At 70.9% G+C, this 12593-nt stretch carries 10 protein-coding genes; 8 read left to right on the forward strand and 2 right to left on the reverse strand.

Annotated elements, in window-relative coordinates:
- Window positions 1–181 precede the first annotated feature (181 nt).
- Together BM287_RS03505 and BM287_RS03510 are read right to left on the reverse strand one after the other, a co-directional pair.
- A complete protein-coding gene (locus tag BM287_RS03505) occupies window positions 182–1006 on the reverse strand; it encodes an oxygenase MpaB family protein (RefSeq protein ID WP_090036002.1) in 825 nt (274 codons plus the stop codon).
- Between the two features lie 63 nt (window positions 1007–1069).
- Window positions 1070–2734: a hypothetical protein gene (locus tag BM287_RS03510; RefSeq protein WP_090036004.1), complete on the reverse strand. Its 1665-nt coding sequence runs from the start codon at window positions 2732–2734 to the stop codon at window positions 1070–1072.
- 233 nt (window positions 2735–2967) lie between these two features.
- Between BM287_RS03510 and sucC the strand changes: the two genes are divergently transcribed.
- The 8 genes from sucC to ddaH all read left to right on the forward strand — a co-directional run bounded on the left by sucC (window position 2968) and on the right by ddaH (window position 12496).
- On the forward strand, window positions 2968–4131 hold the full coding sequence (gene sucC, locus BM287_RS03515) for an ADP-forming succinate--CoA ligase subunit beta (RefSeq protein ID WP_090036005.1): 1164 nt from the start codon (window positions 2968–2970) through the stop codon (window positions 4129–4131).
- A 17-nt stretch (window positions 4132–4148) separates the two neighbouring features.
- Window positions 4149–5036, forward strand: a complete 888-nt coding sequence (gene sucD / locus BM287_RS03520; RefSeq protein ID WP_090036007.1) for a succinate--CoA ligase subunit alpha — start codon at window positions 4149–4151, stop codon at window positions 5034–5036.
- A 146-nt stretch (window positions 5037–5182) separates the two neighbouring features.
- Window positions 5183–6571, forward strand: a complete 1389-nt coding sequence (locus BM287_RS03525) for a hypothetical protein (protein ID WP_090036008.1) — start codon at window positions 5183–5185, stop codon at window positions 6569–6571.
- A gap of 55 nt (window positions 6572–6626) precedes the next feature.
- Window positions 6627–7844: a cell division protein PerM gene (locus tag BM287_RS03530; protein WP_090036010.1), complete on the forward strand. Its 1218-nt coding sequence runs from the start codon at window positions 6627–6629 to the stop codon at window positions 7842–7844.
- A gap of 32 nt (window positions 7845–7876) precedes the next feature.
- Window positions 7877–8470, forward strand: coding sequence for a phosphoribosylglycinamide formyltransferase (gene purN / locus BM287_RS03535; protein WP_090036011.1), 594 nt, complete (start codon window positions 7877–7879; stop codon window positions 8468–8470).
- Entirely contained in the window at window positions 8467–10113 is a 1647-nt protein-coding gene (purH, locus tag BM287_RS03540) for a bifunctional phosphoribosylaminoimidazolecarboxamide formyltransferase/IMP cyclohydrolase (RefSeq protein WP_090036013.1), read from the forward strand. Before purN ends, purH begins: the two co-directional genes overlap by 4 nt.
- 90 nt (window positions 10114–10203) lie before the next feature.
- Window positions 10204–11271 carry a Glu/Leu/Phe/Val dehydrogenase family protein gene (locus BM287_RS03545; RefSeq protein ID WP_090036015.1) on the forward strand — a complete coding sequence of 356 codons (1068 nt, stop codon included), beginning with the start codon at window positions 10204–10206 and terminating at the stop codon, window positions 11269–11271.
- Between the two features lie 25 nt (window positions 11272–11296).
- Window positions 11297–12496, forward strand: a complete 1200-nt coding sequence (ddaH, locus tag BM287_RS03550) for a dimethylargininase (RefSeq protein WP_090036017.1) — start codon at window positions 11297–11299, stop codon at window positions 12494–12496.
- Window positions 12497–12593 lie beyond the last annotated feature (97 nt).

A 12593-nucleotide genomic window follows, 5' to 3' on the forward strand; every position in this document is an offset into this window, starting at 1 on the left:
GCCTTCTCGGTGGCTTCGGCAGGTGAAGGAGATTCGGACGAATACCGTTCGAATCTCCTTCACTACTGCCATTCGAAGGAGATTCGACGCCCGATCTCCTTCGATAGCCGCACCACTCGCCGGCACCCTCCGCCACCCGCCGGCACCCTCCGCCACCCGCCGGCACCCTCCGGCCGCCTCCCTAACGCTGGGCGGTCCCCTCGCCCGACCCCACGGTGCGGCGAAGCCGCGCCAGGTACCGGTCGCGTGGGAGGTGCCTCAGGCGCAGCGGAAGGCGCGGGTAGACCGCCGCCGTCCAGCGGATCGCCCGGTCGAACCGTCGTTGCCGGCGCTCGCTCCAGGGCAGGTGGAACTCGTGCCGCAAGCGCTCCGGAAGCAGTCCCGCCGTGACCAGCCGCACGACGGGGAGCAGCCAGCGGAGCCACCACGGCGCGTGCCGGGGATGCAGGATCTGCCGCGACACGGCCAGGACCTCCGGTTCCACGCGGAGGCCGGCCATCATCCGCTCCCAGTAGCCGTCGAAGTCCGACCGCGTAGCCGGCCACCGACCCTCCGTCAGCTGGAGACGGGACAGGGCGCGGGCGAACTCCCGATATGCCTCGTCGGCCTGCGCCGCCGTGAGATCGCCGAAGACGCGCCGGTGCAGCTCCATCATCGTCTGGTACAGCGTGGACGCGACCCAGAGCTGCAGCTCGGGGTCGTACGCGCTGTAGGCGGGCCGGCCCGGAGTCGCGTCGCCGTGCACCGGGACGTGGGCCTGGTTGACCACTCGCTGCATCGCCGCGAGTTCCCTCGGGGTACCGAACATCGCCGCGGAGAGATAGAGCATCGTTGCGTCGAACCGGTCCATCAGCCGCTCGGAGAAGTCGCTGTGCTCCACCACCCCTCGCCCCACGGCGGGATGCGCGATCTGGAGGAGCAATGCCCGGCCCCCGCCGGCCAGAGTCAGCGCTTCGGATGCGATCTGCGTCGCCCGGACGGGCCGGTCGCGTCGGATGATGGCCACGACGCCATGGTGCCGTGCCCTCCTGCGAGTGGGCGGAAAGAGCACCGGTGCTACTGCCCGCGATCACACCCATGTCGAACGTCCACGGCGAGGCCCGGAAAGCCGCCGGCCGAACAGCCAGCGGCCCGACAGCCATCGGCCGGACAGCCGCCGGCCGGAACGCCGTGCGGGTCGTCCAGGACCGGATGTGCCATCGAGCCCGGCAGGTACCCGTGATCGTGCAGAGCGGCGTCCGTGCCGACGGCCCCTGCGGGACATGCGCAGCCGTCCGGCCACGAGGAGAGCCGCGCCGCTGATACTCGCTCCGGTGCCCCACAGCGTCGGTGCGAGGATGTCCGTCCCCGTGTCGGCGAGCTGTGCCGCCGTCCCGGCCGGATGCGCATCCACTACCGCGAGGCCCGCCGCGGGAGTGGTCCCCATCGCCGCGGGCGTCTGAGCATGCGTGACCTCCGAGGCGATCCCGAATGCCGACGTCCAGGGCTGCAATCGCGTGCCGCCCGCGGACGGGTCCGTGAGCGACGGGTCGATCCGCTCCGTCCAGACGTAGTAGCCATCCGCCGGAAGGGCGCACGGCGGAGTCGTGTATTCGCCGATTCCGGTCACCGTCGTCTCGACCGTGCACACGGTGGGCGCTCCGTCGGGAACCGTCTCTTCTCGGGCGATCGGGTCAGCGAAAGGCCCGTGCAGCGTGCTCTCGACGACCGCCGTTACGGGTACCAGTCCCTCGTCGGAGGATGTCACCCCCCAGGTGGGGAGGAGCCCGTCCCCGTCGTCGACCGTCACAGCCAGCCGGTCCGTCACCGGAGCCCCCGGAAGCGCCACCGCAGCAGAGGTCTGCGTCTCCACCCGAGGCTGGAAGGGCAGGGGTGACGGTCCCGTCGCGGTCGCCTCGGCATGGGCCGTGGCAGTCGACGGCTGGGCGATCAGGACCGCCTGCGCATCCACCGTCGGCAGGGCGACGGTCAGCCGGTCGCCGTACGGCAGGTTCCCGGTCGCCGCGGTCGCGCTGCTGGCGACACTCGCCTCCGTTCCCGTGGGGTGGATGGCGACATCGGTTCCCGAGGGAATGGTCGCGATCGCCGTGCCGTCGTCGAACGTGGCACCGGTGAGGGTGACCGAGACGGGATGGGCGCCCGCGGCGAGCAGGTCAGGGCCGGCCAGGCGGTCGACGGTCAACTCCACCCGGACGCGGCCGGGCCCGTTCTCCGCCAGCTCGATGACGACCGCGGCCCGGATGCCGGTCGACCCCCGCGTGGTCGCCTCCGCGACCATGTCGAGGGCTCTGGCGTACACGGCGTCCGTGTCCGCCCCGGCGCGACCGGCGTGTGCCTGCGCGTCCGCCTCGGACATCCCGGCGTACATCCACGTCGCCAACTGGCCGGCGGCGGCGGTCAGGCGATCGCCGCTGCCTGCCCAGCTCCGGGCGATGTAGGCGAAGACGGCCGACTGCTCGGGCGTCCACCATCCCATGCCCGCGGGATCGGCATAGCTGTACTCCAGGCCCACAGGCGCACGCTTCCCGGGATTGAGGCAGAAGCCCACGGCGCCGTCGTCGAAGTGGTAGGCGCCGATCCAGAAGCCATCGGGGGAGAGATAGCCGGGCCCGTGGCCGTCTGCAGACAGGGCCCGCGCGGGCGTGGCGCAGAGGACGCTCTGCAGGATGCCGAGGAAGACGGCCAGTCCGGCGAGACAGAGGGTGGTGATGAGGGTGAAAGGTCGATGGGTCATGGATCAACCGTCGCCGGGGACGCGCTCTCCTGACCCGTCACGCGGGGCATCGGTGGAGAACTGCGTCGCCGAGACGAATGTGAGCACATCGTGCGGTTACGGGCCGTCCAGCCGGAGGGACTAAAGTTCGTCGTGGCGAATTTATCTCGGCGTCGAGCTATCTCCCGTCGGACCGCCAGGAAAAGTCGATCGGCAGCCACGAGCGCACCGGAACACCAGCGGATTGGATAACCGTGGATCTATACGAGTACCAGGCCAGAGACCTGTTTGAGAAGTACGGGGTCCCGGTGCTTCCGGGCATCGTCGCGGACACGCCGGAGGAGGTGCGCGCAGCGGCCGAGAAACTCGGCGGTGTCACCGTCGTCAAGGCGCAGGTGAAGGCCGGCGGACGCGGCAAGGCCGGCGGCGTCAAGGTCGCGAAGAACCCGGACGAGGCGGAAGAGGCGGCCAAGGCCATCCTCGGCCTCGACATCAAGGGCCACATCGTCCACCGCGTCATGGTGGCCGGCGGGGCGCGCATCGCCCGCGAGTTCTACTTCTCGGTGCTCCTGGACCGGGCCAACCGCTCGTACCTGTCGCTGACCAGCGTCGAGGGCGGCATGGAGATCGAGCAGCTCGCGGTCGAGAAGCCGGAGGCGCTCGCCCGCATCGAGGTCGACCCGCGCGCCGGCCTCGACCACGGCAAGGCCGTGGAGATCGCTCAGGCCGCCGGATTCCCCGAGGAGCTCGTCGAGAAGGTCGCCGACGTCTTCGTGAAGCTCTACGCGGTCTACACCGGCGAAGACGCGACACTCGTCGAGGTCAACCCGCTCGTGCTCACCGAGGAGGGCGACATCATCGCTCTCGACGGCAAGGTGAGCCTGGACGAGAACGCCGGATTCCGCCACCTCTACCACGAGGCTCTGGAGGACAAGGCCGCCGCCGACCCGCTGGAGGCGAAGGCCAAGCAGGCCGACCTGAACTACGTGAAGCTCGACGGCGAGGTCGGCATCATCGGAAACGGCGCAGGCCTCGTCATGTCGACTCTGGATGTCGTCGCCTACGCCGGCGAGAAGCACAACGGCGTGAAGCCCGCGAACTTCCTCGACATCGGCGGCGGCGCCTCCGCGGAGCTCATGGCCGCCGGCCTCGACGTCATCCTGAACGACCCCCAGGTCCAGAGCGTCTTCGTCAATGTCTTCGGCGGCATCACTGCCTGCGACGCGGTCGCCAACGGCATCGTGAAGGCTCTGGAGATCCTCGGGGACGAGGCCAACAAGCCCCTCGTGGTCCGCCTCGACGGCAACAACGTCGACGAGGGCCGCCGCATCCTCCGGGAGGCGAACCACCCCCTGGTGACGCTGGCACTGACCATGGACGAGGGCGCCGACAAGGCCGCCGAGCTGGCCGCGAAGTAAGCGAAGGACGAACGAGAATGTCAATCTTCCTCAACAAGGACTCCAAGGTCATCGTCCAGGGCATCACCGGAGGCGAGGGCACCAAGCACACAGCGCTCATGCTGAAGGCGGGCACCCAGGTGGTCGGCGGCGTGAACGCGCGCAAGGCCGGCACGACCGTCACCCACGGCGACGTCGAGCTTCCGGTGTTCGGCACGGTCGTCGAAGCCATCGAGAAGACCGGCGCGGATGTCTCGATCATCTTCGTGCCGCCCGCGTTCGCGAAGGATGCGATGGTCGAGGCGATCGACGCCGAGATCCCGCTGCTCGTGGTGATCACCGAAGGCATCCCGGTGCAGGACTCCGCCGAGGCGTGGGCGTACGCCAAGGAGAAGGGCAACAAGACCCGGATCATCGGCCCGAACTGCCCCGGCATCATCACGCCCGGCGAGTCGCTGGTCGGCATCACGCCCGCCAACATCACGGGCAAGGGCTCGATCGGCCTGGTCTCGAAGTCCGGAACCCTCACCTACCAGATGATGTACGAACTGCGGGACCTCGGCTTCTCGACCGCGATCGGCATCGGCGGCGACCCGGTCATCGGCACGACGCACATCGACGCGCTCGCCGCGTTCGAGGCCGACCCGGAGACGAAGGCGATCGTCATGATCGGCGAGATCGGCGGCGACGCCGAGGAGCGCGCTGCGGACTTCATCAAGGCGAACGTCACGAAGCCGGTCGTCGGCTACGTTGCGGGCTTCACCGCGCCCGAGGGCAAGACCATGGGCCACGCCGGCGCGATCGTGTCCGGTTCGGCCGGCACGGCTCAGGCCAAGAAGGAGGCCCTGGAGGCCGCGGGCGTGAAGGTCGGCAAGACGCCGTCCGAGACCGCAGCCCTGCTCCGCGAGGTCTACGCGGCGCTGTAGGCGCATCCACTCGGAAGGGCCGGATCCGTTCACGGATCCGGCCCTTCCGCGTTCGTCCACAGGTCGGCGAACACTCTGTCCGCGCCTCCGCGCACGGCGTTACAGTGAGCGCACCCGGACGCGCCGGCCGACCTGGAGGGAGTGCGATGGCTGATCCGACGAACGCGGAACTGATCGAGCGCCTCTCCCGGCTGGAGGCCGAGAACGCGCTCCTGCGCGGGCAGGTCGCCGAGCAGGCGGCTGCCGGTCCTGTCGCCGCCGATGTGGTCCCCGCCCCCGCGAAGCACCGGAGAAGCTGGGGATGGACGCTGCTGGCGACGGTCCTCATCGTCGTGGGCGCCCTCCTCGCGCCGCTGGCCGTCGTCGCATCCTGGGCGAAAGTGGAGCTGACGGACACGGACACGTTCGTGGCCACCTACGCCCCGCTCGCGCACGATCCGGGCGTCCAGGGCTTCATCACCGATCAGGCGGTGAAGGCGGTCCAGCAGCACGTCGACATCCCCGGCGTGACCTCTCAGGTGATCGACGGGATCACGCAGCTGGGAACCGGCCCGGTCGCCACCAAGGCGCTGGATTCGCTGAAGGGGCCGCTGGCGCAGGCGATCGTCTCGCTCATGCGCTCCACGGTGCAGCGCTTCGTGACCTCCGACGCGTTCTCCCAGGTCTGGGAACAGGCATTGCGGACAAGCCATGACCAGTTCGTCGCCACGATGGAGAACGATCCGAAGGCCGCCGTCACGGTCGGGTCCGACGGCTCGGTCGGCATCCAGCTCGCACCGATCGTCGCGCGGGTGAAGCAGTTGCTCGTCGATCAGGGGCTCACCTTCGCATCGCAGCTCCCCACGGTGGATCGGACGATCACCGTGGCCCAGACCTCCGCCATCCCCACGCTCCAGCAGTTCTACGGGCTGTCCGTGGCCGCAGGCACCTGGCTGTCGTGGGTGGCGCTCACGCTGCTCGCCCTCGGCGTCGTGGTCGCGCGACGGCGCTCGCTCGCGCTGGTCTGGGCGGCCGTGGGTCTCGGACTGGCGATGGCGCTGACCCTGGCGGCCCTCGGCGTGGCCCGCCTCGTCTTCGTGGCGCAGGCATCCCCGTCGCTGATCCCGGCCGCATTGGCGCAGTCGCTGTTCTCGACCGTGACCGGCGCGATGATCGCGACGGCGGTCGCCGTGCTCGTCCTCGCGCTCTCCGTCGCACTCGTCGGCTGGTACGCCGGCCCGTTCGCCGCGCCACGGCGGTTGCGCGGCTTCTTCGGGGCAGGCGCATCCCGGCTGCGGGATGCGGCCGAGCGTCACGGCATCAGCACGGGGCGCACCGGCGAGTGGATGTACACCCAGCGCGTCCTCCTGCGTGCCGTCGTCGCGGTGATCGCCGCAGCGGTCGTGCTGTTCGTCCGGCCGCTCACGGCCTCCCTGGTGGTGTGGACGCTCGTTCTCGCCGTCCTGGTCGTGGTCGTCCTCGAGCTCGTGGAGCGGCCGGTCGTCGCGGTCCAGGAAGCAGCGGACGACGACACGCCCGTCATGACCGTCTCCTGAGCGTCGAAGTGTCGGCCGCGTCCGCGGTCCGCGCGCCGGTAGGCTCCGTTCGGTCATGAGTCGCACAACCGTCGCCCTGCTCGCCGCGCTGGAGGCGCTCATCGTCGCCGCGGTGGGCCTCGGCATCTGCCTGGTCCCCATCACGATCCTCTGGGCCGCGCAATACCAGCTCGGAGCCGACTTCGGGGTCGTCTGGCGGTCCGCAGCGGATGTGTGGCTCGTCGGTCACGGCGTCAACCTGACCGTCGCTCTCGATCCGCAGACCGTCGCCCGGCTGGGGCTGCCGGGAGCGGGCGTCCCGTTCCAGGTGACGATCGCGCTGCTGGGCTTCGCGGCCCTCACTGCGGGATTCGGAGTGCGCACCGGCATGCGCGCCGCCGGCACGCCGCAGCCTGCCGTCGGTGCGCTGAGCGCCCTGGTCGCCTTCGCCGCGATCTCGACCGTGGTCGTTCTGTCGGCGGGGTCCGCGATCGTGCAGCCGTCGCTCTGGCAGGGCATCGTGCTCCCTCCGTTCGTCTACGCCGTCGGCATCGCCGCAGGCTTCGGCTTCGCGGCGCTGAGACGGCCGCGCGAGGAGGAGGCGCCGGCGGCGCTCCCGACCCTGCGCGCCCAGGCGCTCGCCGTGCCCGGGGCGCTCCGTGCGGGAGCCGTCGCCGCCGTGCGTGCCGGCACCGCCGCGACCGCGATGGTGATCGGCATCGCGGCGCTGATCGTCGCCGTTCTGCTGTTCGGGAACTACGGCACGATCATCAGCCTGTACGAGCAGCTTCAGACGGGCATCGCCGGGGGAGCGGCCCTGACGATCGGGCAGCTCGCGATCCTGCCGGACGTCGTGGTGTGGATGGCGTCGTGGCTCGTCGGGCCCGGCTTCGCGATCGGCACGGGTTCGTCCGTCAGCCCGCTCGGCACCGCACTGGGCCCGCTGCCCGGGGTGCCGGTGTTCGGCGTCATCCCGCCCGGCGGCTACAGCCTGGGTCTTGTCGGCATCCTGGTCCCCGTCCTCGCCGGCTTCCTCGCCGCCGTCCTTCTGCGTTCGACGACCTCGATGCAAGGCGTGGAGGGCGTCCGCGCCAAGCTCCTGGTGGCCCTCGCGATCGGCGTGGTCGCGGGCGTCGAGCTCGGGCTCCTGGCGTGGTGGTCCTCCGGCGCCCTCGGCCCCGGCCGCCTGCACGACGTCGGCCCGAATCCCTGGCTCGTCGCAGGGATCTCCGCGGCGGAGGTCGCCGTGGCGGCCGCGATCGGCCTGGCCGCGGGAGCGCGCACCCGCCGGTAAGGGGTGTCCCCGGCCCCCACTAGGCTGGTTGCGTGCTCTCGATCGTTGTCCTCATCTCCGGCGGCGGATCCAACCTGCTGGCCCTGCTGGAGGCGGCGGAGGACGCGGAGTTCCCCGCACGCGTCGTCGCCGTCGGCGCCGACCGCGACGCGGAGGGCTTCGAGCACGCCGAGCGGTTCGGCATCCCGACCTTCACCGTGCCGTACACCTCGTACCCGAGCCGCGAGGAGTGGGGTGACGGCCTCCTGGAGCAGATCCTGCAGTGGGAGCCCGACCTCACCATCCTGTCCGGCTTCATGCGGCTGGTGCCGCCGCGGGTCGTCGAGGAGCTCTCGCCGGACCTGATCAACACCCACCCGGCCTACCTGCCGGAGTTCCCGGGTGCTCACGCGGTGCGCGACGCGCTCGCCGCGGGCGTGACCCAGACGGGCGCGAGCCTCATCGTCGTCGACAACAGCGTGGACGGCGGCCCGATCATCAGCCAGGAGCGCGTGGAGGTGCTGCCCGGCGACACCGAGGCGAGCCTGCACGAGCGCATCAAACCCGTGGAGCGACGGCTGCTCATCGACGCCGTCCTCGACATCGCCAACGGACACATCGACCTCGAGGAGCTTGCCCGAGCATGAGCGGACCCCGTCACGACGCCAGCCAGTACCGGGAGCGGGACCTGATCCCGATCCGCCGAGCCCTCATCTCGGTCAGCGACAAGTCGGGACTCCTCGAGCTGGCGCACGCGCTGGCGAGCGCCGGCGTGGAGATCGTCTCGACCGGATCGACGGCTCAGACCATCCGCGATGCCGGTCACGCGGTGACCGACGTCGCGAGCTTGACCGGCTTCCCGGAGTCGCTGGACGGGCGGGTGAAGACACTGCACCCGGCCATCCACGCCGGGATGCTCGCCGATCTGCGTCTCGGGTCGCACGAGGAGCAGCTGAAAGAGCTCGGCATCGAGCCGTTCGAGCTGGTCGTCGTGAACCTGTACCCGTTCGTCGAGACGGTCGCCGCAGGCGCCGTCGGCGACGATGTGGTGGAGCAGATCGACATCGGCGGACCGGCCATGGTCCGTGCGGCGGCGAAGAACCACGCCAACGTCGCCATCGTCGTCTCGCCCTCCGACTATGCGGGCATCGTCGGGGCGGTCGCGGCCGGCGGGACCACGTTCGAGCAACGTCGCGAGCTGGCATCCCGGGCGTTCGCCCACACCGCCGCCTACGACGGAGCCGTCGCGGCCTGGTTCGCCGGCGAGGCGCCGTCGAACGACGTCGCCGACGCGGCCGAGGCCGCCGCCGACGACGCCGCCGCCGCATCCGCAGAGTTCGGCCCGCAGTGGGAGGCGCGTGCCGAACGGAAGCAGACGCTCCGCTACGGCGAGAACGCGCACCAGGCGGCCGCCCTCTACGCCGACCCGGCCGGGCGCGGCATCGCACAGGCGACGCAGCTCGGCGGCAAAGAGATGTCGTACAACAACTACGTGGATGCGGATGCCGCCCTGCGCAGCGCCTACGACTTCCACGAGCCGGCCGTCGCGGTCGTCAAGCACGCGAATCCGTGCGGAATCGCGATCGCCGGCGACATCGCGGAGGCCCACCGCAAGGCGCACGAGTGCGACCCGGTGTCGGCGTACGGCGGCGTGATCGCCGCGAACCGCACCGTCTCCCTCGCCATGGCGGAGACCATCAAGGGCATCTTCACCGAGGTGCTCATCGCCCCGGGATACGAGCCGGAGGCGCTGGAGCTGCTGCAGACCAAGAAGAACCTCCGCATCCTGCAGTTGCCGGACGACTACGCGCGCGCCGCCACCGAGTTCCGCCAGATCTCGGGCGGCGTGCTGGTACAGGAGGCGGACCGCTTCGACCCCGAGGCCCTGGTGACCTCCGCCTCCGCCGGCTGGACGCTCGCCGCCGGCGAGGAGGCGGACGCCGCGACCCGCGCCGACCTCGAGTTCGCCTGGAAGGCGTGCCGCGCGGTGAAGTCGAACGCCATCCTCCTCGCCCACGACGGCGCCTCCGTCGGCGTCGGCATGGGCCAGGTGAACCGTGTCGACTCCTGCACGCTGGCGATCACACGCGCGGGCGACCGCGCGGCCGGTTCTGTCGCCGCCTCGGATGCGTACTTCCCGTTCGCCGACGGCGCGCAGCTCCTCATCGACGCCGGGGTGAAGGCGATCGTGCAGCCGGGCGGATCCATCCGCGACGAGGAAGTGATCGCCGCGGCGAAGGCCGCAGGAGTGACCATGTACTTCACCGGCGAGCGGCACTTCTTCCACTGATCGCGTTGCCTCCGTGACGGGCTCGCGGGAGAATGGAGGGCGGTCCACAAGACCGCACCATTGTTACCGCGATCCCACGAGGAGACACCGATGTCCGTCCTGCCCCCATCCCCGTTGCCCGGCGAACTGCCGCACGAGACACTGCACGTCGTGAAGGGGAGGCGGAGCGGCCTCACCATCAGCATCGCGGTGCACTCCACCACCCTCGGTCCCGCCTTGGGCGGCTGCAGGGTGTGGACGTACGACTCCTGGCAGGAGGCCGTCGCCGACTCGCTGCGCCTGGCCGAGGGGATGACGTTCAAGAACGCCGCCGCCAGCCTCCATCGTGGAGGCGGCAAGGCCGTCATCCACCTTCCGCGCGGCACCGTGCTCTCCCCGACGGAGCGGTACGAGGCGATGCTCGACCTCGGCGACGCCGTCGAGACGCTCGGCGGCGCCTATATGACCGCGGAGGATGTGGGCACGAGCGCCGACGACATGGCGGTCGTGGCCACCCGCACCGCGCACGTCTGCGGGCTGCCGCCGTCGCAGGGCGGCGTCGGCGAGCCGAGCGACGCCACGGCCACCGGCGTCTACGCCGGCCTGCAGGCCACGCTGGAGCGCGCCTTCGGCGACCGGGCCGTGGCCGGACGCCGGGTCACCGTGCTCGGGCTCGGCCACGTCGGCTCGATCATCGCGACGCGCCTGGCGAGCGAAGGCGCGATCCTGACCGTCACGGATGTGAACCCGGCCAAGCGCGCGCTGGCGGACGCCCTCGGCGCTGCCTGGACCGAGCCGGAGGAGGCGCATCGCGTCGAAGGCGACCTGTTCGTCCCGGCCGGGGTCGGCGGAGTGCTGACCGGACAGGTCATCGACGAGCTGCGGGTCGCCGCGGTCGTCGGACCGGCCAACAACCAGCTCGCCGAGCGCTCGGGAGCCGAGCGGCTCGCCGCGCGCGGCATCCTGTGGGCGCCGGACTTCGTCGTCAACGCAGGCGGCGTGATCTTCCTCGACATGATGGGCGAGGGCGTGACTGCGGAGGCGACCGAGGAGCGCGTGGAGCGGATCGGGGACACGGTCGCCGGGATCTTCCGCACGGCCGACGAGCGTGGGATCACCACCCTCCAGGCCGCGGAGGAGCTCGCTCTGGGACGGCTGCGGGAACCAGCGAACGCATAGCGGGGCTCCGCTAGGGTGGGGTCTCATGACGTCTTCCTGGGGCCGCCGCCTCATCGCCTCCTTCTCGTCCGCCCTCGCAACCGCCGCCATCGGCTTCGTCGCTGCGACGTTCGTGATCCTGGTGGCCAGCCAGCTCCAGTCCAGCGCCCTGACGAACGCCACGCCGTATGTCGGCTGGAACGCGCTCGTCGCGCTGATCCTCGGCTTCGCGGCGGCGCTGCTCGGGGCGATGGACCGGCGCTGGATCGCCGTGGTGACGGGCATCGTGCTCGCTCTGGTGAGCACGGTGCTCGGCACCCTGATCCTGTTCACGGTGCTGAGCGTGCCGTTCTCGGGAAGCACCTGGGGTCAGCTCTTCCAGTCGTTCATCGGCATCAACCTGCCGTTCTGGCTGGCCGTCGCCGTGGCCTTCCCGACCGCAGGGCACGCCGTGTTCCACGCGGTGGAGGGCGGAGAGCGGGGCGAGCGCCGCATCGCGCTGGTGCGCATCCCGGCCGCCAACCTCGCCGAGGGACTGATCACGCACATCGACCCGCAGGAGATCGACGCCGAGCTCGCCGACACGCAGTGGGACGCCTACGTCGCCGCCCTCTCCGCGGCCGGCTGGCGGACCGTCGAGGTCGCTGCCGCCGATCGGATGGCCGACTCGGTCTTCGTCGAGGACACCGCCGTCGTCCTCGGCGAGACCGCCGTCATCGCCCGCCCCGGCGCCGAGTCGCGCGAGGGAGAGACCGCCGGCACGGAGGCTGCGCTGCGGGCGCAGGGCCTGCGGCTCGAACGCATCGAGGCGCCGGGGACCCTGGACGGCGGAGATGTGCTCAAGGTCGGCTCGACCGTGTACGTGGGCCGCGGGGGCCGCACGAACGCGGAGGGCGTGCGCCAGCTGCGCGCCCTGGCCGGGCCGCTCGGCTACGACGTGGTCGCGGTGCCGGTCACGAAGGCCCTGCACCTGAAGACCGCGGTGACCGCGCTTCCCGACGGCACCGTCATCGGCTACGAGCCGATCGTGGACGACCCGCGCGTCTTCGAGCGGTTCCTCCCGGTGCCCGAGGCCCACGGCACGGCGGTCGTCGTGCTCTCCGACGACACCGTGCTGATGTCGTCGTCCGCACCGAAGTCGGTCGCGCTCGTCGAGGATCTCGGCTACACCGTCATCCAGGTGGACATCTCCGAGTTCGAGAAGCTCGAGGGCTGCGTCACCTGCCTCTCCATCCGGATCCGCTGACCCACCGGGACCGCTTCCCCGCCCGACTGTCTTTCGCAGCGTCCTCGCTCTGGACCACCATGTGGCTCGTATCCCTGCCGCATACCGGATCGAGGAC

The sequence above is a fragment of the Leifsonia sp. CL147 genome, from assembly GCF_900114565.1.
Classification (GTDB): Bacteria; Actinomycetota; Actinomycetes; order Actinomycetales; family Microbacteriaceae; genus Leifsonia.

Bases quoted from the DNA above. Each gene is read 5' to 3' on its own strand.
- ddaH (WP_090036017.1), top strand. From the start codon at position 11,297: ATGACGTCTTCCTGGGGCCGCCGCCTCATCGCCTCCTTCTCGTCCGCC.
- purH (WP_090036013.1), top strand. From the start codon at position 8,467: ATGAGCGGACCCCGTCACGACGCCAGCCAGTACCGGGAGCGGGACCTG.
- BM287_RS03525 (WP_090036008.1), top strand. From the start codon at position 5,183: ATGGCTGATCCGACGAACGCGGAACTGATCGAGCGCCTCTCCCGGCTG.
- sucD (WP_090036007.1), top strand. From the start codon at position 4,149: ATGTCAATCTTCCTCAACAAGGACTCCAAGGTCATCGTCCAGGGCATC.
- BM287_RS03530 (WP_090036010.1), top strand. From the start codon at position 6,627: ATGAGTCGCACAACCGTCGCCCTGCTCGCCGCGCTGGAGGCGCTCATC.
- BM287_RS03545 (WP_090036015.1), top strand. From the start codon at position 10,204: ATGTCCGTCCTGCCCCCATCCCCGTTGCCCGGCGAACTGCCGCACGAG.
- BM287_RS03510 (WP_090036004.1), bottom strand. From the start codon at position 2,734: ATGACCCATCGACCTTTCACCCTCATCACCACCCTCTGTCTCGCCGGA.